Source organism: Synechococcus sp. MU1611, from assembly GCF_020514255.1.
GTDB lineage: Bacteria > Cyanobacteriota > Cyanobacteriia > PCC-6307 > Cyanobiaceae > Parasynechococcus.
In genome coordinates this window covers 346,317-367,208 of sequence record NZ_VTLC01000001.1, presented here as the reverse complement: position 1 = coordinate 367,208, position 20,892 = coordinate 346,317, and the positions used below count along the sequence as shown (strand labels likewise).

At 60.9% G+C, this 20,892-nt stretch carries 19 protein-coding genes; 7 read left to right on the top strand and 12 right to left on the bottom strand.

Features of this window, described 5'->3' with window-relative positions; translation table 11 throughout:
• Positions 1–54 precede the first annotated feature (54 nt).
• Together FZZ92_RS02095 and malQ are read left to right on the top strand one after the other, a co-directional pair.
• Entirely contained in the window at positions 55–1,083 is a 1,029-nt protein-coding gene (locus FZZ92_RS02095; RefSeq protein WP_226422459.1) for an NAD(P)-dependent oxidoreductase, read from the top strand.
• A 32-nt stretch (positions 1,084–1,115) separates the two neighbouring features.
• Positions 1,116–2,684: a 4-alpha-glucanotransferase gene (malQ, locus tag FZZ92_RS02090; RefSeq protein WP_226422458.1), complete on the top strand. Its 1,569-nt coding sequence runs from the start codon at positions 1,116–1,118 to the stop codon at positions 2,682–2,684.
• Here the strand turns inward: malQ and FZZ92_RS02085 are convergent.
• The 6 genes from FZZ92_RS02085 to FZZ92_RS02060 form a co-directional block, all read right to left on the bottom strand.
• Entirely contained in the window at positions 2,618–3,538 is a 921-nt protein-coding gene (locus FZZ92_RS02085; protein ID WP_226398061.1) for a RodZ family helix-turn-helix domain-containing protein, read from the bottom strand. The two genes, malQ and FZZ92_RS02085, sit on opposite strands and share 67 nt — an antisense overlap.
• Positions 3,529–4,278, bottom strand: a complete 750-nt coding sequence (locus FZZ92_RS02080; protein WP_226398062.1) for a pseudouridine synthase — start codon at positions 4,276–4,278, stop codon at positions 3,529–3,531. The genes FZZ92_RS02085 and FZZ92_RS02080 overlap by 10 nt, the downstream gene beginning before the upstream one ends.
• On the bottom strand, positions 4,275–5,405 hold the full coding sequence (locus FZZ92_RS02075; protein ID WP_226398063.1) for a HAMP domain-containing sensor histidine kinase: 1,131 nt from the start codon (positions 5,403–5,405) through the stop codon (positions 4,275–4,277). The genes FZZ92_RS02080 and FZZ92_RS02075 overlap by 4 nt, the downstream gene beginning before the upstream one ends.
• A 7-nt stretch (positions 5,406–5,412) precedes the next feature.
• The gene (locus FZZ92_RS02070; RefSeq protein ID WP_226422457.1) at positions 5,413–6,135 is read right to left on the bottom strand and encodes a response regulator transcription factor; all 723 of its coding nucleotides are present in this window, start codon (positions 6,133–6,135) and stop codon (positions 5,413–5,415) included.
• 85 nt (positions 6,136–6,220) lie between these two features.
• Positions 6,221–6,640 carry a hypothetical protein gene (locus FZZ92_RS02065; RefSeq protein ID WP_115025092.1) on the bottom strand — a complete coding sequence of 140 codons (420 nt, stop codon included), beginning with the start codon at positions 6,638–6,640 and terminating at the stop codon, positions 6,221–6,223.
• 41 nt (positions 6,641–6,681) lie between these two features.
• Entirely contained in the window at positions 6,682–7,875 is a 1,194-nt protein-coding gene (locus FZZ92_RS02060; protein WP_226398065.1) for an ABC transporter substrate-binding protein, read from the bottom strand.
• Here FZZ92_RS02060 and FZZ92_RS02055 point away from each other — a divergent pair.
• Positions 7,852–9,081 (top strand): hypothetical protein, encoded by a 1,230-nt coding sequence (locus tag FZZ92_RS02055; protein WP_226398066.1) that lies wholly within the window; start codon positions 7,852–7,854, stop codon positions 9,079–9,081. The genes FZZ92_RS02060 and FZZ92_RS02055 overlap by 24 nt on opposite strands.
• Here FZZ92_RS02055 and FZZ92_RS02050 read toward each other — a convergent pair.
• Entirely contained in the window at positions 9,059–10,708 is a 1,650-nt protein-coding gene (locus FZZ92_RS02050) for an AarF/ABC1/UbiB kinase family protein (RefSeq protein ID WP_226422456.1), read from the bottom strand. The two genes, FZZ92_RS02055 and FZZ92_RS02050, sit on opposite strands and share 23 nt — an antisense overlap.
• 50 nt (positions 10,709–10,758) lie before the next feature.
• Here FZZ92_RS02050 and FZZ92_RS02045 point away from each other — a divergent pair, with 50 nt between their 5' ends.
• From FZZ92_RS02045 to FZZ92_RS02035, 3 genes are all read left to right on the top strand, one after another.
• Positions 10,759–12,162 (top strand): aminotransferase class I/II-fold pyridoxal phosphate-dependent enzyme, encoded by a 1,404-nt coding sequence (locus FZZ92_RS02045; RefSeq protein ID WP_226398068.1) that lies wholly within the window; start codon positions 10,759–10,761, stop codon positions 12,160–12,162.
• A 46-nt stretch (positions 12,163–12,208) separates the two neighbouring features.
• On the top strand, positions 12,209–12,721 hold the full coding sequence (locus FZZ92_RS02040; protein WP_226398069.1) for a septal ring lytic transglycosylase RlpA family protein: 513 nt from the start codon (positions 12,209–12,211) through the stop codon (positions 12,719–12,721).
• Between the two features lie 74 nt (positions 12,722–12,795).
• On the top strand, positions 12,796–13,662 hold the full coding sequence (locus FZZ92_RS02035) for a phosphatidate cytidylyltransferase (RefSeq protein WP_226422455.1): 867 nt from the start codon (positions 12,796–12,798) through the stop codon (positions 13,660–13,662).
• A gap of 24 nt (positions 13,663–13,686) precedes the next feature.
• Here FZZ92_RS02035 and FZZ92_RS02030 read toward each other — a convergent pair whose 3' ends face one another.
• The 5 genes from FZZ92_RS02030 to FZZ92_RS02010 all read right to left on the bottom strand — a co-directional run bounded on the left by FZZ92_RS02030 (position 13,687) and on the right by FZZ92_RS02010 (position 19,502).
• On the bottom strand, positions 13,687–14,307 hold the full coding sequence (locus tag FZZ92_RS02030; protein ID WP_226398071.1) for an LmeA family phospholipid-binding protein: 621 nt from the start codon (positions 14,305–14,307) through the stop codon (positions 13,687–13,689).
• The gene (locus FZZ92_RS02025; protein WP_115025100.1) at positions 14,300–15,166 is read right to left on the bottom strand and encodes an alpha/beta fold hydrolase; all 867 of its coding nucleotides are present in this window, start codon (positions 15,164–15,166) and stop codon (positions 14,300–14,302) included. The genes FZZ92_RS02030 and FZZ92_RS02025 overlap by 8 nt, the downstream gene beginning before the upstream one ends.
• Positions 15,163–16,263 (bottom strand): iron-containing alcohol dehydrogenase family protein, encoded by a 1,101-nt coding sequence (locus FZZ92_RS02020; RefSeq protein WP_226422454.1) that lies wholly within the window; start codon positions 16,261–16,263, stop codon positions 15,163–15,165. The genes FZZ92_RS02025 and FZZ92_RS02020 overlap by 4 nt, the downstream gene beginning before the upstream one ends.
• The gene (locus tag FZZ92_RS02015) at positions 16,263–18,800 is read right to left on the bottom strand and encodes an ATP-dependent Clp protease ATP-binding subunit (protein ID WP_226398074.1); all 2,538 of its coding nucleotides are present in this window, start codon (positions 18,798–18,800) and stop codon (positions 16,263–16,265) included. The genes FZZ92_RS02020 and FZZ92_RS02015 overlap by 1 nt, the downstream gene beginning before the upstream one ends.
• A gap of 177 nt (positions 18,801–18,977) precedes the next feature.
• On the bottom strand, positions 18,978–19,502 hold the full coding sequence (locus FZZ92_RS02010; protein ID WP_226398075.1) for a GNAT family N-acetyltransferase: 525 nt from the start codon (positions 19,500–19,502) through the stop codon (positions 18,978–18,980).
• A 3-nt stretch (positions 19,503–19,505) separates the two neighbouring features.
• Here FZZ92_RS02010 and lysA point away from each other — a divergent pair, with 3 nt between their 5' ends.
• Positions 19,506–20,885 (top strand): diaminopimelate decarboxylase, encoded by a 1,380-nt coding sequence (lysA, locus tag FZZ92_RS02005; protein WP_226422453.1) that lies wholly within the window; start codon positions 19,506–19,508, stop codon positions 20,883–20,885.
• Positions 20,886–20,892: the final 7 nt, after the last annotated feature.

Here is a 20,892-nt window from a genome sequence, read left to right as displayed (position 1 = left end):
TTAGTTTCGCCCAGATCTCCAGTTCTTAGCCTGGGCCCCGTGAAGCCGTCCTCGATGTCCCTCCGCCACGACTACCGCAACCGACCTCCCGAACAGGTGCGCGTGGTCGTGTTCGGAGCCACGGGGTACATCGGCCGTTTTGTGGTGAAGGAGCTGGTGGAGCGGGGCTACCAGGTGATTGCCTTTGCCCGAGAGCGCAGTGGTGTGGGCGGCCGCCAGAGGAGAGACGAGGTCATCGCCGATTTCCCTGGGGCAGAAGTGCGCTTTGGGGATGTCAGCGATCCAGCCTCCATCACGGCCGAGGCCTTCGATCAACCGACGGATGTGGTGGTGAGCTGCCTGGCTTCTCGCACCGGCGGCCGCAAGGATTCCTGGGCCATCGACCACGCAGCGACCCTCAACACCTACGAACAGGGACGGGCTGCCGGGGTGGCCCATTACGTGCTCCTCTCGGCCATCTGCGTGCAGAAGCCACTGCTGGAGTTTCAGAAAGCCAAGCTGGCCTTTGAGGCCGTGCTGCAGGCGGATGAAGAGATGACCCATTCCATCGTTCGCCCCACCGCCTTCTTCAAGAGCCTGGGCGGACAGGTGGAAAGCTGCCGCAAAGGTGGCCCCTATGTGATGTTCGGCGGCGGCACCCTGGCCAGCTGCAAGCCGATCAGCGAAGCAGACCTGGCCCGGTTCATGGCGGACTGCATCCAGGACGATGCCAAATGCAACCAGGTGCTTCCCATCGGCGGTCCCGGTCCGGCGCTGAGCGCTCGGGAGCAGGGAGAAATGCTCTTCCGCGCCCTGAACCGCCCCCAGCGGATGCTCTCCGTCCCCATTGCTCTGATGGATGGTCCGATTGCCCTTCTGGACGGTTTGGCTCGGCTGTTCCCGGGCATTAAAGATACGGCGGAATTCGGGCGCATCGGTCGCTATTACGCCAGCGAATCGATGCTCGTCTGGGACGAGCAAAATCAGCGCTACGACGCCGACGCCACGCCCTCCTACGGAACCGACACCCTGGAACAGTTTTTCGAGCGCGTGGCACGTGACGGCATGGCCGGGCAGGACCTCGGGGATGCCGCACTGTTCTGAAATCGCCATCCTTGGGAGACCAAGGGGCTCCCATGGATCAATCCACTGTTGAACCAGCGAAGGCTGGACGGGGGCGCAGCACCGGGGTGCTGCTGCACCCGACAGCGTTGCCTGGCAGCCCCGTCTGCGGCAGCTTCGGTGAGCCATGCCGCCGGTGGCTCCAACTGCTGGCTAAACATGACATCGGGGTCTGGCAGATGTTGCCCCTGGCCCCGCCAGATCCAACGGGCTCGCCCTACAGCTCCCCCTCGTGCAATGCCTTGAACCCCTGGTTCCTGGATGGCCAGGACCTGGCCAACGAGGGGTTGATCCATGAGGCCGCCCTCAGGGCAACTCCAGGCGCTGATGCGCCGATGGAGGGAGGGGAACATGTTGATTTCAGCCTGGCCCAGCAACGGGCCGATGCCCTGGGGGATGCACTGCTCGAGGCCTGGAGTGACCAGGATCCAAAGCGACACGCCGACTTCGGCACCTGGGCGCAGCAGCAGCGCGCTTGGTTAGAGGACCATGCCCGTTTCCAGGTTCTGCATGATCAGCACGGCACAGCTTGGTGGGACTGGCCCCTCCCCCTCGCCCGTCATGACAAAAAAGCGCTGCGGGCCTGGGCGGAACAACACCAAGAGGCCCTGCTACGGGAACGGCTGATCCAGTGGCATCTCGACCGGCAATGGCAGGCGATTCGTCGACAAGCAGCAGACCTAGGCATCCAGCTGTTTGGAGATCTGCCCTTCTACGTCAGCAGTGACAGCGCTGATGTCTGGAGCAACCGTTCGCTGTTCACAGTCAAAGAGAACGGCCAACTCACCACCCAGAGCGGTGTGCCACCCGATTACTTCTCGGAAACAGGGCAACTGTGGGGCTCACCGGTTTACCGCTGGGGACAACATCGGATCACGCGATTCCACTGGTGGCGGCAAAGAATTGCTCGCCAGCTGGAGTTTGTTGATCTCCTACGCCTGGATCACTTCCGAGCTCTTGCCGCCTTCTGGGCCGTCCCCGGTACCGACTGCACCGCTGAAAACGGGCAGTGGCAGACCTCTCCAGGCCACGCCCTACTGCGCTACCTCCGCAAGGACGCTGGTGGCGCACTCCCCTTGATTGCCGAGGATCTTGGCGTGATCACACCGGATGTGGAGGCACTCCGTGATGCATTCCAGCTGCCGGGCATGAAGGTGCTGCAATTCGCTTTCGATGGTCAACGCGACAACCCCTATTTGCCTGAAAACACCGAGGGGCATCGCTGGGTCGTCTACACCGGCACCCACGACAACCCCACAACCTTGGGCTGGTGGAACAATTTGGATGCCGACAGCAGGACCCGCATTGCCACACGGGTGAATGGTGAGATCTCGGCCCCGGCCTGGCATCTGCTTGACATGGCCTTTGCCACGACCGCAGGACTGGTCGTCGCCCCACTGCAGGACCTCATGCATCTGGATGACCGGGCCAGATTCAACACACCCGGCACCAGTGAAGGCAACTGGAGCTGGAGGCTTCGCAGCTTTGATGCTGATCTGGAGAATGCCCTTGGCGGCTACGGCACGAGGGGAGCGGTCTGGGGACGGTCGCTGTCGGGAGCAGGCGGCTTGTTGACCCGGTAGATCCCCGGCCGAGCTTGATCCACAGCCAGGGGTTCTCCGTTCCAGAGCACCTGATCGCCAGCACCAGCGGGGGGATCCAGGCGGACCTCAATCGGGGCCTGCAACTGGAGCATCAACGTGCCGGCACTGGCCGTGAATTCAAACCGGTCTCCACCACCGCTCGAGAGCTGCAGCGCTCTGGGCTCAGCAACAACAACCTCGAGAACCCCCTGAGACTGCGTCAGAGCACCACCCACCAGCTCAAGCCACTCCTGAGGTGTGCGTTGCTGAACCTGTTCCAGGGGCCGCAAGGCGGCGATGCGATGATCTGCGCCGGCCAGGTTCGGGCGACGGTTGATCGCCTCCACATCAGCACGCACGGGCTCGAGGGTCAGGCTGTTGCGCAGGGCCAAATCCTGCTGTTGTCGGTTGATAGCAAGCAGGCTGAGCGCAATCACGACGGTGTAGACCACCGTGCCCTGCCAGGTGGTGAACACATCGATATTGCCGAGGGTGAAGCGCCGCAGACCCGCCTTGGCAGATCCGCGGCGGAGCAACACCGGTTGGGGAAGCAAGGGGTCGAGACATCCACTGGGAAGAGCTAAGCGGATCTCGATCTGAGGCAGCATCGAGGCGAGATAAGCCCGCTCGGGCAATCGATCACGCCAGCCACGCTCCAGCGCTTCGATGACGGGTGTTGTGATCCGGGTTTCATTGGCCAGGTCCCGTAGCGAAAGCCCAAGTTCTTCCCTCCTCCGCCGCAGCATCAGTCCCAGATCCTGACTTTGCTGATCCTGGGTCTCAACAGAACCAGCATCAGCGCTGGACCCATTGCGGGGACGGCGCCACCAGAATCCTGGACGCTTCAGTCGCATGGGCGATGCAAATCCAAGGGGACAGCCTGGTCGAGCATTGGCTTCCATTCTCCCTCGCTCAACCACATCCAGCACCCCTCAGCCAGATCACCAAGCGGCAACCCCGCAATCGCTGTGCGCTGGAGGTCGAGCACCGGATGGCCAAGGGCCTCCGCCATCCGGCGAATCTGTCGGTTGCGACCTTCCCGCAACTCGATCTCCAATAACGAGCGCGCGCCCCTGGTCTGCAGTCGGCGCACCTGTGCGGGGCGGGTCGGTCGTCCATCCAATGGAAAACCCCGACACCAGCGGTCGAGAACCGCTTCGGACGGCACACCCTCCACCCAAACCCTGTAGGTCTTGGCATGGCTGTAGCGCGGGTGGGTGAGTTTCAACGTGAGCTCACCCAGATCGGTAAGCAGCAGAGCCCCACGACTGTCGGCATCCAGACGGCCAACAGGATGCAGTCCTGCCCGATGCTCCGGTGGCAGCAGGTCGAGCACCGTTCGGCGGCCCTGAGGGTCATCGCAGCTGCAGATCACCCCCACGGGCTTGTTCAGCAACAGCACCCGCGCCGCGCCACGGCTGGGCAAGGCCCTGCCATCCACGCAAATCGTCTGCTGGTGCGGATCAGCCTGGTCCCCAACGCGGGCGACCTGGCCATCCACCGTGATACGGCCCGCCTGAATCCATTCCTCAGCCCGGCGCCTGGAACAGAGACCAGCAGCAGCAATCAGTTTCTGGAGACGCTGACGCGTCATCCAACCGGCTCCCGGGGGAGAAGGAGGTCCATGCAGGCGCCCCCAGCAGGGTGGTTGCGCGCTTCGATGCGACCACCATGATTCACGGAGATCTGCTGCACGATGGCCAGCCCAAGGCCACTGCCACTACGGCTGGAGCGTGCCCGCGAGGGATCCCCCCGGTAGAAGCGTTGAAACATGCGACTGAGATCGGTCTCACTCAACCCAGGGCCGTGATCACGGATGCTGAGCAGCCACCAGCCGCCGCTCTGGCGCACGGTCACATCGACGCTGCTGTCCTCTGGGGAGTAACGCAGAGCATTGTCGAGAAGATTCAGCACCGCGCGGTGCAGACGGCGTTGATCCCCAAGCAAGGGCCCGGATTCAGAGCGATCCAACTGCAGAGTGACCCGCCGTCCCTCCGCGATCGGGCGAATGGTTCCCCAAGCGCTGTCGACCAGATCCTCCAGGGTGAGGGGGACGTAATCGCTGTATTCCTGGGGCAGGCTGTTCTCCAGGCGTGAGAGCTCCAGCAGATCCTCCACAAGCAGCTGAAGACGCCGGAGTTCCTTCTGCAGCCGTTGCACCAGAGCCGTGTCCTCTGAACTCACGGCCAGCTCCAGCCGATCGCTCACCAGCATCAGGGCGGTCAAAGGGGTCTTGAGCTCATGGGCCACATCACTGACCCAGCGCTCCTGCTGCTGTTGCTGGGCTTCGAGGGACTGGCGGCTCTGGATCAACACCAACAAGCATTCATCGCTACCCGGCAGAACGATGGCCTCCAGCGGATCCCCCTGTTGCTCCCATTCACATCGCTGGGGGCGCTGCTGATAGCGGCTGCTGAAGATCACCTCCTCAAGTGCGGGAATGTCCAGGGCATCCCTGAGGTTCATGCCACGAACAAGACGATTGCGGGAAATGTGCAGCAAACGTTCGGCCCGACCGTTGAGGTAGGCGATGGAGTGATCCGGAGCCAGGATCATCCAGCCCTGGGTGGCCGCATCAATCCAGGCCAGAAGCTGAGGTGCGTTCAAGACAACAGGCCGCTCCTCCTCCTCTCGCAACGACTTCAGGAAGCGCCATCGTCGCTGCAAGAGAAGCGTGATCCAGATGCCGGCCGCAAAGCCAAGTACTCCAGAGATCAACACAACAAGATCAGCCGAAGCGGTAACCGAAGCCGCGGACCGTGCGGATCAACTGGGGAGATGAGGGCTCATCTTCAACCTTTTCCCGTAACCAACGGATGTGAACATCCACTGTTTTGGTGTCGCCGACGAAATCCACACCCCAGATTTTCTCCAGCAACTGATCGCGACTCCAGACGCGCTTGGGGTTCTGAATGAACAACTCCAGGATTTTGTATTCCTTCGGGGAGAGGGTCAGATCCGTGCCATCCCGGGTGACCCGGCACTCATTGGAGAACAGGCAAAGATTGGCGTAACTGTGTGATTCAGAGGGCGACGACTCGGTTTGACGGGATCGCCGCAGCAACGCCCTGCAGCGGGCCACCAACTCACGCAGCCCAAAGGGTTTGACCAGATAATCATCAGCGCCAACCTCCAGCCCAAGCACCCGATCGGTTTCACTCTCGCGGGCACTGATTACAAGAATCGGTGTGGTGTTCTTGAAGCGACGAAGCTCGCGACAGAAATCAAGCCCCCCCAGCCCCGGAAGCATCAGATCAAGAACAATCAAATCAACCGGATCAGAGGATCTGTCCACGACCAGTTCGAGAGCCTCTGAGCCATTTGAGCTGGTGAGCACTTCATAGCCCTCCAACCTCAAGGCCTCACCAACTGTCTCCCGGATGCTGTCGTCGTCTTCCACAACGAGCAAACGGCATGTGGAAACCGCCGCAGACAAGGTCGTCACATCCAACAGACTGGAAACGATTTAATTCTGACGGTGGCCTCAGCCAGAAGGATGAGATCAGCGGCTTCGCTTAAGAGGTCAGAAGACGAGATCAGAAGAATTCATCGAAATTGTCGAAATCAACCGCTTTGAAATTGCCCTCTTCCACCTGCACCATCAGGCGCTCGAGCTGAGCGAACAAGGCTCCACCCGTCAGCAGAGACAGCAAGAGAGCCACCAGAAGGGCAGCACCTGCCGCAAAACCGAAGATCTGAAGGCAGCAGCCAATAAACAAGGTCACACCGATCAGGGTGCCGCCGTAACTGAGGTTGATCTCAACTGTTCCCAGAGGCAACAGGGGGAGCCGGTCCTGCTTCCAGCCATCCAATTTGTTCTGGACCTGACGACCGAAAGTCAAGCCGCAGAGCACTGCCATCAACAGGCCGATACCTGCCAGCAGGTAAGGCGGCTGGGGCAGGGTCATCATCCGAAGCAGCTGCTCAAGCTCCTGGGCGCTGATCTCCTCAGGCATCGACGCCGATCTCAAAGAGCTGCGACCTTAGCGATCTCAGCTCAAGGTTCCCAGCTTTGGGAGCCGAGAAAGGTGAGTTCGACAAAGTCGCTGGCGTTGTGATCGTCCCTCCCCATCTGAATTCGGAAGCCCCCCAGATCAAGATCATTGATTGACTCAAGAGCCTGGACAAGGGATTGACGCGTTGGGTTCTTTCCAGCCCGTGCCAGCGCCTCGGTGATCATCCGCGCCGCGAGATACCCCTCAAAACTGGTGAAGCCAAAACCCGATGCCTCATCACTCAGCCGCAGGCAGCGCTGATAGTCAGCGACAACGGGGATCCAACGATTCCACGGGAACGGCACCACCTGGGCCACGCCGATGCCATTGGCTTTGCCCACCGGCATCGCCCTCTGCAGAGCTTGGGTGCCCACAAACGACACATTCATGATCTGAGCGCTGCTGCCTCGTTCGCGCAGCGCGGTGGCCAGGGCAGCCGAACTCACATAGGCAGAAACGAGCACGACTCCGTTGGGATTGACCGCCATAAGGTCGTCCAATGCATCCCCCACCTGAGCTGAATTGCGTTGCACCGTCGTGACCGCCACCGGTTTGAGCCCATGGCTGGTGAGGGCAGCCATGGCGCCGTCAAGGCCATCCTGACCAAAGGCGTCGTCTTGATAAACGATCGCAATGCGATGGTGCGCATCACGCACCAGCTCGTCGACCATCGCCGCAATCTCCCGGCGATAGCTGGTTCGCATGTTGAACACCATGCGCAGCTCCGGCCGTCGAAGCAGACTTGCCCCCGTCATCGGCGCCACCAGCGGCACCTCCGCAGCCTCGATTAACGGCAACGCCACTTTTGTGGTGGGCGTGCCCACATAACCGAACAACGCCAGAAGATCATTGCGTTTCAGCAATTGGCGCGTGTTGATCAGCGTCTGCGACGGCTCGTATTTGTCATCAAGACTGACCAACTCGATTCTGCGCCCGTGAATCCCGCCCTCACGGTTCACAGACTTAAACCAGGCCAAGGCCCCGCGTCGATAATCCAGACCGAGTTGTGCCGAAGGGCCCGAGAGCGGTAGGGACTGGCCAAGCACCAGAGCGTTGGGATCTTGCCCCCTGCCAGGGGGCTGAGAAGCAACAGGGCGAGGTTGAAGCAGCGTGAGCAGTCCACTGCTCAGTAAGGCCCAGCACGTCAGAGTGACTCCAGAGCTGCGCCGCAAATGGCCTCCAAGAAACAGAAGCACTGGAACTTACTTGCCGTTGTTTCAATTCTGCTTGCCGGTCTTCTGGCGTTCACCGGCATCAACAGGCTTGATGTCGGTCGTGTCCCTAGCCGTGATGCGCTGCGCTTGTCATCGGCATCACGAGCCCTGACAACAGACAGTCAACGGATACCCGGGGACGGCTGGACCTCCCTGCGGGGCGAAAAGCTGTCGGGCCAGGAGATGGTCCTTGATCAACAGGGGCTGGAGGACGCCTCCTACCAGGTTCAGGTAGGGATCTACGCCACCAGCACCTACGACCTGGATCTGAGCATCCCCAGTTACTCATCCAACGGTTACGTCTGGATGCGCTGGGGAGATGAGCTGCAGCGCTATCTGAGTGAACGGGACCAAACCATTGAACAGGGAATCACCCTGGTGAACGGATTGCTATCCGATGCCGATCCAGTGCTGACGCCGATGTCCTCAGCCCCAGTGCACAACGACGACGGAACGTACTACCAACTGTTCAGCTATATCGGCCGCTTCTACATCGACAAAGCCAGCTTCAGGCACTTTCCCTTTGTGACCGTGAGCCTGCCCCTTGTCCTTGAAATGGAGGATGTGAATGGTTCTCTCGACTATCCCCATTTCCGCTTCGAGCCCGACATCCAAAACAGTGGGATGGGCTTGTTCGCAGGAATCATCGGCTGGCTGAACCGAGGCTGGTCCATTGCCGAATACCGGCACAACTACGCCACAAATTTCGGGCTGGGGGGCAGCGCGGATGACTACAGCCTGGTCATCTTCGATATCACGTTCGGCACCTCATCCTGGTCTGCGTTCTGGCGGTTGATGCTGCCGCTGCTGGTGGTGATGGCCATGGTTCTGCTCGTCTTCAAAGTCCGAGCCGATGAACAGGACGCGCGCGCAGGAATTCCTGTCACCGTGCTGTTGACCCTGGTCTTCCTTCAACAGACCTACCGGGAGGAACTGCCCGACCTGCCCTATCTCACCTTTCTGGATCAGGTGTATGTAATTGCCTATGTGGTCACCTTGCTGGCCTTCATCCTGGTGATCTTCATCGGACGGCGTTACGGGGAGCTGGAGGCAATGCCGGAAGGCGACGCCAAAACTCGCAAAGAGCATCGGCTGGAGCAACTGGACGAAATCTGGCCGCTCACCGTTGTGGTCTTCAGTTCGATCAGCATCTTCGGCTGCTGGATCACGCTGCCGCCAGGGGGTTGAGACGTTGCAGCAGCCCACCGGCCAGCCGCCCGGGGCCGAAAGTTCGTCCAAGCAGGCCAACCAGGGCACGCACGTCGTCGGTGTGCAGGCGATCGTCACGGATCAGCGTCATCAGCAGACGCCGGCGCAGGTCGGCACCATCGCGGCTGAACAGCAACCGCAAGCCGGCACCGGCGACAGGAATCAGTTCCTTACCAGGCGCGGGTGCGTCCTGGCCGACCACCGCCAGAAGGCTTTCCAGCCGATCCAGGCGCAAGCGGCCTGACTCATCAAAAATCACCTCAAGCAACTTCTCGCGCATCTCGCTCGTGTCTCCCGCGAGCAGTCGACGGGCCACGTAGGGATAAGCGATGGCGATGATCTTGAAGTCGGGATCGAGACGCAGGGCCAGACCCTCCTGGCTGACGACCGCACGGATAATCAGCGCGAAGCGAGCCGGCACCCGGAAGGGGTAATCAAACATCAGCTCCGAGAAACGGTCGGTGATCGCCTTGAAGTTGAACGAACCGACCGAGTCACCAAGGCTGCCGCCGAGCACCTCCTCAAGAGCAGGAATGATCGGGGTGAGATCAGCGGTGGGGCTGAGAAAACCAAGGGATTGGAAATCCTTGGCCAAACCGGGGAAATCACGGTTGATCAGATGCACCACTGCACCCGTCAGGGTGAGACGGTCGCTGTCGCTGATGGAATCCATCATGCCGAAATCGACATAGCCCACATGGCCGAGGTCCCCCGTTCGCCCCCGCATGGCGAACAGGTTGCCGGGATGGGGATCGGCGTGGAAGTAGCCGAACTCCAGCAGTTGCTGAAGACCGCAGATCACACCCGTGCGGATCAATGCCGTTGGATCGAGTTGCTGTGAGCGCAGCTCTTCGCTGTCGCGCATCTTGGCTCCATCAATCCAGGTGGTGGTGAGCACACGGGTGGAGCTGAGCATCCGCTCCACCTTCGGGACATAGACGGCATCGTTTTGAGCAAAGAGAGCCGAGAACCTCTCAGCATTGGCCGCTTCAAGGCCGTAGTCGATCTCCTCGAAAAGGCTGCGGCCAAACTCATCGATGATTCCGCCCAGACCGAAGCCAAGATTGAGGGGCAGGAGAGGAGCCGTCATCACACCGAGCGCCCGGATCAGAACCAGATCCCGCCGCAGGATGAAGGTGAGATTGGGTCGCTGAACCTTCACCGCAACCCAGTGCTGGCCCTGTAAACGAGCTTTGTAGACCTGCCCGAGGCTGGCGGCGGCGATTGGAGTGTCGGGGAACTCCTCAAACAACTCTTCAGCTGGTGCACCCAGCTCTTCGCGGATGCACGCCAGGGCGACAGCATGGGAAAACGCCGGCAGGTCGTCCTGCAGGCGCGTCAATTCCTCGAGCCAATCCCGACGCACGAGATCGGGACGTGTTGACAGGGCCTGACCCAATTTGATGAAACAGGGACCCAGACCGGTGAGGGTGTTGAGGATGCGACGCGCCAAGCCCTGCTGCACAGCGGGGTTACTACTGCCTCCACGCAGCAGCAACACCAAGACCAGGCCAGCCAGGGACCAGAGCACCTGCACCAGCCGCGGGATAGCGACCCAGGGACGCAGCAGCAACCAGCCCAGATCCCGCCGGGGGTCGTAACGCATCGCATCGAGCTGAGTACAGAGGGAGACTTTAAGGAGATCAGGCGGATTCGATGGCGCTTCTGCCCCAGCTCACCCGTCGGCTCGGTGAGCCTCTGTTTCTGCCGGCCCATGGCCGGGGGGCCGCGCTTCCGGATGGACTGCGTCAATTGCTGCGACAACGCGCTGGCATCTGGGACCTACCGGAACTCCCTGAACTCGGCGGTCCACTGGAACCGGACGGCGCCATCGCCGAAAGCCAACGCTGCGCCGCAGCTCAGATGGGTGTGGCGCGGTGCTGGTACGGGGTGAACGGGGCCACGGGATTGCTTCAGGCCGCTCTACTGGCGATGGTCAGGCCTGGGGAGCGGGTGCTTCTCCCTCGCAATGTCCATCGCAGCCTGATTCAGGCCTGCATTCTCGGGGATCTGCAGCCGGTGCTGTTCGATCTTCCGTTTCAAAGCGACCGGGGCCAGCCTGCGCCGGTGGATTCCGCCTGGATCGAACGGGTGCTGGCGGCTTTGCCGTCCGATGGGGCACCCATCCGCGCCGCGGTTCTGGTGCATCCCACTTACCAGGGCTATGCCAACGACCCCACGGAGGTGATCAAACGATTACAGGAGCGAGGCTGTTGCGTGCTGGTGGATGAAGCCCACGGCTGTCATTTCGCCGCAGGCGTGAATCATCCTCTGCCTCCCAGTGCCGTGCACTGCGGCGCCGATCTCGTGGTGCATTCCCTGCAGAAATCAGCTGCAGCCCTCGCGCAAACGGCAGTGCTCTGGATGCAGGGGGAGCGTCTGGATCCAGTGCGTGTCGAACGAAGTCTGGGATTGCTGCAAACCACAAGCCCCAGTGCGCTGCTGCTGGCCTCCTGCGAAGAAGCCCTTCAACACTGGCAGCGCCGCAGGGGACGCCGACAACTGCTTCAGCGTCTGCAGGAGGCTGAAGAGCTCGCCGATGTCTTGCGCCGTAGCGGAGTCCCTCTGCTCAACAACCAGGACCCGCTGCGCCTGATCCTGCACACGGGCCAGGCGGGGATCACCGGCCTAGAGGCCGACGCCTGGTTCCTGCCCAAAGGCCTCGTGGGCGAACTGCCGGAACCGGCAACGCTGACCTTTTGCCTAGGCCTAGCCCGACACCGTGGGCTCGGGCGCCGGATCAGGCACCACTGGCAGGACCTCCGGCGGACCTATCCCGATCGCGATCCACTGCCGCCGTTCGAAGCTCCGCCTCTGCCACTAGTCACCACCACAGACCATTCACCGTCGCAGGCCTGGCACGCAGAACGTCTCCGCGTGTCGTTAGACGAAGCGGGCGGATGCTTGGCGGCTGAATTGCTGTGTCCGTACCCCCCTGGCATCCCACTGCTGATTCCCGGTGAGCGATTGGATCGCAACCGGCAAGCCTGGCTGAAACGCCAGCAGCTGTTCTGGGGTGAACAGATTCCCGACGGTCTGTTCGTCGTCAGCAGGGGGTGAAATCCAGCCCCACAGCCGCTTCAATCCATGCATTCGACAGTGGTGGATGCAACCTCTGACCTGGCTGGTGCTGGCACTGCTGATCTGCCCCTCCGTTGGGGCCAGCCCCAATGGCGAGGAATTCCTTTTGGAAGACATCCAGAAGAGCAAGGAGATCACAGAAATCAAGGGGATCAAGGATGTCGACACGATCAACGCTTTGCCACTCCCTCCCCCGAGCCCCCTGGCCGACAAGACTCCGGTACCAAGCAAGCTCATCCAGGTGGTTCAAGGAGCAGCAAGCTGGTACGGGCCAGGGTTCTACGGCCGAACAACCGCAAATGGTGAGCGCTTCCGCAAGGGCACGCTGTCGGCAGCCCATCGGACATTGCCCTTTGGAACCCAGGTGCGCGTCACCAATCTGAGCAATGGACGCAGCGTTGTGGTGCGAATCAATGACCGTGGGCCTTTCAAGGACCACCGGGTGATTGATCTCGCCCATGGCGCCGCATCACAACTCAAGATGATGCAGGCGGGTCAAGTACCAGTGAAACTCGAGATCCTCAAGTCGTCGCCATAAAGCAGCTTCAGGCTCGCCAGACGAAGCCAACCATGAGCGATTGATAGCCTGAACCAACGAAGCCTCCAATCAGCGTGATCCGTGAGGTTGTCTTCGATCAAAGCCAAGCGCCAGCCGCGCGTGCGGTGCTGCGCAAGCGGCTGATCAGTGGCCTCGCTGTCGGCGGATTTGGCCTACTGGTGGTTGGACTCGGGGGCTGGTGGTTCACCGCTGCGCTGGGGGGAATGGTGCACCTCGGCCTTCTGGAGTTCTTCCGAATGGCCCAGTTCAAGGGGATCCGCCCAGCCACCAAAACAACCCTGGTGGCCTGTCAACTGCTGTTATTCACCACCCAATGGTCGATGCAGGGAGGGCTGCCGGAAGCGGTGGCCTCCGCGGTGTTGCCCCTATCTGGAGCTGCCATCTGCGGCTGGCTGCTCCTACAACCGGTGACGGGCTCCATCGCCGATATCGCAGCATCGATTTTCGGCTTGTTCTACCTCGGGTTTCTACCCAGCCACTGGTTGAGTCTGCGTGGTCTTGAAGACGGGCTGGCGATCACCCTTTCCGCCTGTCTCATGATCGTGGCCACCGACATCGGCTCCTGGGCCGTAGGCCGGCGTTACGGCAAGCGCCCCCTCTCGCCGATCTCTCCTGGGAAAACCATCGAAGGCGCCATTGGCGGCTTCCTCTCGGCGATGTTGATGGGCCTGATCTGCGGTCAGCTGATGGGGTGGGTCCTGCATGGTCTGCCAGGCCTGCTGCTGGGAGCGCTGATCGCTCTGTTCGCGTTGGTGGGAGACCTAACGGAATCGATGATGAAACGAGATGCGGGCGTCAAGGATTCAGGTGATGTCCTACCGGGCCATGGCGGGATCCTGGACCGCATCGACAGCTATCTATTCACCCCAGCGGTGGTGTACTACGCGATCGCCCTGTGCCAACCGCTGCTTTCGAAGTAGCGCCGGTTCAACAACAGACCGGCACTAAGGGGTGACGATGGAATGGCCTTTCAGAACCAACTGGCCAGCAAACAGCTGGGCATGCTCGATCCGGATGGCCGGATCCATTGGAAGCAGGATGAAGGGTTCATCGTCTGTCTCAGGCCGGAAGCACAAGGTGCCTTGCTCAGCGTTAAGGCGGAAGCGACGGCGAGCCGGGTCTTGATGTGCAGCGACAACTGCATGCAACTCGATCAGATTCTCTTCAATGCTTAAGGCGCCCAAGGGGCTTAGACCCATCAGCTGCTCAGCCATCCAGTCACCGAGCCAGCGCCAGGGCTCGGCAAGCAAAGCGCTATTGAGCTGACGGCCGTTGAAGCTGACTTCACCCTCCACCTGAAATGGCTGCTGCAACGCCAGCATCTGGCCTGGAGTCAGCAGCTTCATGTCCACCGCAATCGGACCGCTGCACAACGCCACGCTCTGCAGAGGCAGCCCCTGAAAACAAACGTCCCGCGCATTAAGCGACACGCCGTCCAGACGTCCCCGCAGCAGAGACCAACTGGAACCGTTCAGATGCAGTTCGAGGCTTCCGAGGCGGTCGCAGCGGCTGCGAATCCAAAGACGCAGAGCCCCGGCGAGCACAGTGAGAAGGGGATCAGCCACAGGCCAAAAGCGAATAACAACGCTCAGCCACCCTGTGGGGCTGATCGATGTGCGGGAGGTGCCCGCAACAGGGGAACGTTTCTACAGGCCGATCCAGCAACGCCTGAAGCGCCTGTTTTTGCGGGGCGCGCAGAATGCGATCATCCGCACCCCAGATCACATGCAGTGACTGGGATGGCAGGGGTTCTCCACATCCTGCGAAACCACCACTGCGGGCAAATGCCGCCAAGGCTTCAGCCCAGCCGGGGCATTGCAGGTGCAAAGAGGCAATTTGTTCTTCCGGAGCTCCCACATCAGCATCGGGATCGGCGAAGGCCTGGCGACACAGCCCCCGCCGCACGCCGGGGCGACCCAGAAACCAGGCACCAAAACGATCCAGCAGGGGCGGCACAGGCATGGGACGCCCCGTCAAACCTGCTGGAGCGAGCAGCACAAGAGGACCCACCCGCTCGGGGTGACGCCGGGCCAACTCCACGGCCACGGAGCCACCCATCGAGGCACCGATCACCCCAACAGGAGCCTCAGCGGGAAGCCGCTCAAGCAGGGCATCGAGATGACGCAAAACAGCGTCCGGCCCGTAGGTCAGGCCCAAGGGACGAGGTGAAAAGCCAAAACCGAACAGGTCGGGGATGAACAGCTGAAAGCGATCGGCCAGGAGGGGAGCCAGGCGCCGGTATTCCAGAAAACTGCTGTCGAAACCATGCAGCAGTAGCAAAGGAGAGCCTTGGCCGAGCACCGCCACCGGGAAGGGATCATCCAGACCCAGGCCAGGCAAATTCCACCACTGCACATCAGCGGCCAGGGTCTCGGCCTGCGGGTCAAGCAGAGCCGGCCGCAATTGATCCAGAAGCGTCTTCAAAGGCTGATGGGGCTGAGTTCAGCGGCACCCACAAGGGCCTCCAGCAAAGCACCGGGCGTCACGGCGAAGGGCAAATGATGCAGATCGGAACCCTCGCGACAGGCGAAGCGACACACCTCCTGCAATTCACTGAGGCTGGCCTGCGCCAGACCCAGATCATCAAGGCTGACAGGCAGAGCCAGCTGCCGCAGCAGCGGCAGCAATTGGCGGTGCGCCTGCCCGGCGAGCCGGTTGCCGCCCAGACGTTCCTCCAATCGAAGCTGCACAAGGATTCCGAAACCCACCTTCTCGCCATGGAGAACGTGGTGACAGGCCTCCAGCTGGGTGAGGCCGTTGTGAACAGCATGGGCCGCGACGGTACGGCAACGGGCACCACCAAGTCCTCCCATCACTCCGGCAGTCAGCGCGCAGGCTTCGGCGGTGCGCACCCACGCCGCGCTGTCTGGATCCTCCAGCGCCGTGAGGCTGTCGATCAGCAGTTGATCGCGGAGAACCCGTGCCATCTGCACGGCCTGCTGCACCAGACCATCGCTGCTGTCGCCACTGCTCACGGAGGCTTCGTACCACTTGGCCAGGGCATCAGCGACACCACTGGCCAGAGTGCGAGGCGGAGCTTGGCGCACCAAGCCGTGATCAAAGACGAGAAGGTCAGGGCAGCGATCCAGCGCCACATCCCCTTCGAAGGCACCTTGAGGGGAATAGATGTTGGCCAGAGCCGTCCAACCCGCGCAAGTAGAGGCGCTCAGCGGAACGGTGATGCATGGAAGAGAAAGACGATGGGCCAGCAGCTTGCCGGCATCCAGAACCTTTCCGCCCCCGGCTGCCAGAATGGCATCACAGCTGTCGGCTTCAGAAGACACTCTCTGGAGGTCCTGCTCACAGCAGTCGAACTGAAGCTGAGCTTGAAGAGGCTTGAGTCCCTGGGCCTGCAAATCGGAGACGAAGCGCTGACGCTGCCTCGCGGTTGAGACACTGCGTCCGAGCACCAGCGGACGCGAACACAGCGTTTTGATCTGAGGCAGGGCCTCATCCCATGCTCCATCCCCCCGCAACACGCTTGCGGGGGCAATGGAGTGGGACGAGATGGATCGAACCATCAGAGGCTTGCACCTGCCAGTTGCGGTGCCGCTTCCACCTGACCTTTGTGACGCACAACCACCTTCTTGTTCTCGTCGACATCAACCTCGGCATGGTCGCCGTCCTTGATCCGACCGGACAGCACCTCTTCTGCGAGGGAGTCTTCGAGAAGACGCATGACGGCACGACGCAGGGGACGTGCGCCATAGGCAGGGTTGTATCCCTCCTCTACAAGGCGTTCCTTGAACGCGTCGGACACGGTGAGGGTGATGCCCTTCTCGCCCATGCGACCAAAGACTTCCTTAAGCATGATCTCGGCGATCTGCTTGACCTCCTCGCGGTTGAGCTGACGGAAGACGATGATCTCGTCGAGACGGTTGAGGAATTCAGGACGGAAGTACTGCTTGAGCTCCTCATTCACCAAGGAGCGAATCCGGGTGTACTGAGAATCTTCAGCGCTTTCACCGGAGAACTCGAAGCCAAGGCCGCCACCCCCCTTCTCGATGACCTTCGAACCGATGTTCGACGTCATGATGATCAGGGTGTTCTTGAAGTCAACTGTGCGGCCCTTGGAGTCGGTGAGACGACCATCTTCCAGGAGTTGCAGCAGCAGGTTGAACACATCGGGGTGCGCTTTTTCGATTTCATCGAAGAGCACCACGGTGTAAGGGCGGCGACGCACCGCCTCAGTGAGCTGTCCGCCTTCGTTGAAGCCCACGTAGCCAGGAGGCGAGCCGATCAGTTTGCTGACCGTGTGGCGCTCCATGAATTCCGACATGTCGAGGCGGATCATGGCCTCTTCGCTGCCGAAGAAATAGGTAGCCAGAGCTTTGGTGAGCTCGGTTTTACCGACACCTGTGGGGCCAGAGAAGATGAAACTTGCAATCGGTCGGTTGGGGTTCTTCAAACCAACCCGGGCCCGGCGGATGGCCTTGGACACCGCTTTCACCGCTTCGTCCTGACCGATTAGGCGTTTGTGGAGGGTTTCCTCCATGTTGAGCAGCTTGACCGACTCGCTCTCAGTGAGCTTCTGCACCGGGACACCGGTCCAGGAGGCAACGATCTGAGCGATGTCCTCCTCATTCACCATGGGGGAACTGTCTGGAGCAACCGACTCGACAGCCTTGGTTTCACCGGCCTCTGAAGAAGTGTCGGCCTTGACCTCGTCCTTGTTGGCTTGCAGCAGGGAACGAATCTGCTCGCGCAGCTCCACTTCCTTCTCACGCAACTCACCCGCTTTGGTGAAGTCCTGATCGCGGACAGCATCCTCTTTGTCCTTCTGGACGGAACGCAGTTCCTTATCAACCTCCTTTGCAGCAGGAGGCAACTTCGAATTGAGCAGGCGGACCCTGGAGCCAGCTTCATCGATCAGGTCGATGGCCTTGTCGGGCAGGAACCGATCAGAGATGTAGCGATCGCCAAGGGTTGCCGCCGCGACAAGCGCTTCATCGGTGATTTTGAGGCGGTGATGCTGCTCGTAACGCTCTCGAAGACCGCGAAGGATTTCGATGGTGTCATCGATGGACGGCTCGCCGACATTGACCGGCTGAAAACGCCGTTCCAACGCAGCATCCCGTTCGATGTGCTTGCGGTACTCGTCGAGGGTGGTGGCGCCAATGCACTGCAACTCACCACGAGCAAGTGCTGGCTTGAGAATGTTTGCAGCGTCGATGGCACCTTCAGCAGCACCGGCACCGATCAAGGTGTGAACTTCGTCGATCACGAGGATGACGTTTCCGGCCGACTTGATCTCCTCCATGATCTTTTTGAGACGCTCCTCAAACTCACCCCGGTACTTGGTACCAGCAACCAGCAAGCCGATATCAAGGGTCAGGACGCGCTTGTCTTCGAGGATGTCGGGAATATCTCCCTGCTGAATGCGCTGGGCCAGACCTTCAGCGATGGCCGTCTTACCGACGCCGGGCTCACCGATCAGAACTGGATTGTTCTTGGTGCGGCGCCCAAGGATTTGGATGACGCGATCGATTTCGTTGTGACGGCCCACAACTGGATCAAGTTTCGCCTCTGTCGCGAGCTGCGTGAGGTTGTTACCGAACTCATCGAGGGTGGGAGTCTTGGTGGAGCCCTTTCCACCACCGCCGCCACCGGCAGACACTTCGGCCGTTTCACCCAGCATGCGAATCACTTGGGTTCGCACTTTGGCCAGGTCGACACCGAGGTTTTCCAGAACCCGGGCCGCTACACCTTCGCCCTCTCGTATGAGACCGAGCAACAAGTGCTCAGTACCGATGTAGTTGTGTCCAAGCTGACGAGCCTCTTCAAGAGAGAGCTCCAGAACACGCTTGGCGCGGGGAGTGAATGGAATCTCAACGGCAACGAAACCGGACCCACGCCCGATGATTTTCTCCACTTCCACCCGGGCATCCTTGAGGTTGACGCCCATGGACTTGAGGACCTTGGCAGCTACACCCGTTCCTTCGCCAATGAGACCGAGGAGTATCTGTTCGGTTCCAACAAAGTTGTGACCAAGCCTGCGAGCCTCTTCTTGGGCCAGCATGATCACTTTGATGGCCTTCTCGGTGAAACGTTCGAACATCGCTGGGCCAATGCAGTGATGTCACCAAGCTATCAGGGTTGAGGGACCGCCGCGAGTGTTCGGTTTGTACGGTCACTTTCCAGTCTGAGACTGGCCTTGAGCGCACAAAAAATAACAATGAATCCCACAAGATTCACTGCTTATTTTTGTTTCCCAGGGACGGGAAACCGAACAACATCAATCCGACGTTGGAGATGTCGGTGGTGGGATGCGACACCACTGAATGAGGGCATCGCGACCATCGGAGTAGTACCCGGAACGGGTGCCTGCGGTGCGGAAACCGTTCCGGGCGTAAAGCGCCAGAGCGGCAACGTTGTCGCTGGCCACCTCGAGCGTGGCGTGCACCGCACCAACCCGACGTGCCCGTTGCAACAGTGCTTGTAAAAGGAGACCTCCATAGCCGCTGCGGCGACTGGCCGGATCCACAGCCACTGCCGTGATGTGGAGTTCATCGGCCACCAACCAGCCGCAGGCAACTCCTAACAATGTTTTGGAGCCAACAAGGGAGTCAACAAGACCGATGCAGAGGCGCCTGGGGTCGTCCAGCTCACGCCGCCATTGGTCAGCCGTCCACAGACCGTCGAGAGCAGTCTGATCCAGAACCAGACAGGCGTGCTGCCATGAGGGATCAAGACGCAGGATCTGCGGGGTCGATCCACCCACCGCAGGGTCGATTCCTAGATTGCCCTTCGACGCCGACACTCCGTGACCCAAACCATCACTAGTCAACGGCCCTTCGAGGCGAACCGGGATGCGGAGAGCCCCAATCGCAACCTGGCACCGCTCACCACCGAACTCGACGCCACAGACCGACTGGTGGTCGGAGGTTGTCGTCTCAGTGATCTGGCAGCGCGCTACGGCACACCTTTATATGTGCTGGATGAGGCGACCGTTCGCGCCACCTGCCGGGCCTACCGCGAGGCTCTGGCCAAGCACTACGCAGGTTCATCTCTTCCGATCTACGCCTCAAAAGCCAATAGCTCCCTGGTGATGAGCAGCCTTGCGGCCTCTGAGGGCTTGGGCCTGGATGCCGTTTCCGCCGGGGAACTGCTGACGGCGCTGCGGGGAGGGATGCCAGGGGAGCGCATGGTGCTCCACGGCAACAACAAATCCGACGAGGAGCTGCTGCTCGCCTACGCCAACAAGGTCACGATCGTTGTGGACAACCAACACGATCTGGACCGCCTGGCCGAACTGGTGCCCGCTGGATCAGAACCAGCGCGCCTGATGCTGCGCTTCACCCCCGGCATTGAGTGCCATACGCACGAATACATCCGCACAGGTCACCTAGACAGCAAGTTCGGCTTCGATCCCGATCAGGTGGAGCCCGTGCTGCGCAAACTTGTGGGACAACCCTGGGCCCAACTCACCGGCCTGCACGCCCACATCGGATCTCAGATCTTTGAACTCGAACCCCACCGTGATCTAGCCGCGGTGATGGCCGACAAACTGAAGCTCGCCCGCGACCTGGGCCATCCCGTCAACGACCTCAACGTTGGTGGCGGACTTGGGATCCGCTATGTGGAATCCGATGATCCGCCGAGCATTGAGCAATGGATCCAGGTGGTGGCCGAAGCCGTCACAGCGGCATGCCGTGAGCGTGGCCTCGAGCTGCCACGGTTGATGTGCGAGCCGGGCCGTTCGCTGGTGGCGACCGCCGGTGTGACCTTGTACACCGTGGGCTCCCGCAAAACGATCCCCAATGTCCGCACCTACGTGGCCATCGACGGTGGAATGAGCGACAACCCCCGCCCGATCACCTACCAATCGCTTTACACCTGTTACCTGGCTGACCGCCCTCTGGCCCAGGCTGACGAAAGCGTGAATCTGGTGGGCAAGCACTGTGAATCCGGCGATGTGCTGCTGAAGGACCTTCCCCTGCCCAGCACCGAGAGCGGAGACATCGTCGCCGTGTTCGCGACCGGTGCCTACAACGCCTCGATGAGCTCGAACTACAACCGGATCCCGAGGCCAGCAGCCGTCTTGGTGCACGACGGATCCGCGGAGCTGGTGCAAAAGCGAGAGCAGCCGGATGACCTGCTGCGCTACGACGTTTTGCCAGAACGATTCAACGCGTTACGTTGACGTCAGC

What these genes read in the sequence shown, in the direction of transcription:
- FZZ92_RS02040 (WP_226398069.1), top strand. Translation starts at nt 12,209, where the DNA reads ATGCAACCTCTGACCTGGCTGGTGCTGGCACTGCTGATCTGCCCCTCC.
- FZZ92_RS02055 (WP_226398066.1), top strand. Translation starts at nt 7,852, where the DNA reads ATGGCCTCCAAGAAACAGAAGCACTGGAACTTACTTGCCGTTGTTTCA.
- FZZ92_RS02080 (WP_226398062.1), bottom strand. Translation starts at nt 4,278, where the DNA reads ATGACGCGTCAGCGTCTCCAGAAACTGATTGCTGCTGCTGGTCTCTGT.
- FZZ92_RS02065 (WP_115025092.1), bottom strand. Translation starts at nt 6,640, where the DNA reads ATGCCTGAGGAGATCAGCGCCCAGGAGCTTGAGCAGCTGCTTCGGATG.
- FZZ92_RS02045 (WP_226398068.1), top strand. Translation starts at nt 10,759, where the DNA reads ATGGCGCTTCTGCCCCAGCTCACCCGTCGGCTCGGTGAGCCTCTGTTT.
- FZZ92_RS02015 (WP_226398074.1), bottom strand. Translation starts at nt 18,800, where the DNA reads ATGTTCGAACGTTTCACCGAGAAGGCCATCAAAGTGATCATGCTGGCC.
- malQ (WP_226422458.1), top strand. Translation starts at nt 1,116, where the DNA reads ATGGATCAATCCACTGTTGAACCAGCGAAGGCTGGACGGGGGCGCAGC.
- FZZ92_RS02020 (WP_226422454.1), bottom strand. Translation starts at nt 16,263, where the DNA reads ATGGTTCGATCCATCTCGTCCCACTCCATTGCCCCCGCAAGCGTGTTG.
- FZZ92_RS02085 (WP_226398061.1), bottom strand. Translation starts at nt 3,538, where the DNA reads ATGCGACTGAAGCGTCCAGGATTCTGGTGGCGCCGTCCCCGCAATGGG.
- FZZ92_RS02050 (WP_226422456.1), bottom strand. Translation starts at nt 10,708, where the DNA reads ATGCGTTACGACCCCCGGCGGGATCTGGGCTGGTTGCTGCTGCGTCCC.
- FZZ92_RS02095 (WP_226422459.1), top strand. Translation starts at nt 55, where the DNA reads ATGTCCCTCCGCCACGACTACCGCAACCGACCTCCCGAACAGGTGCGC.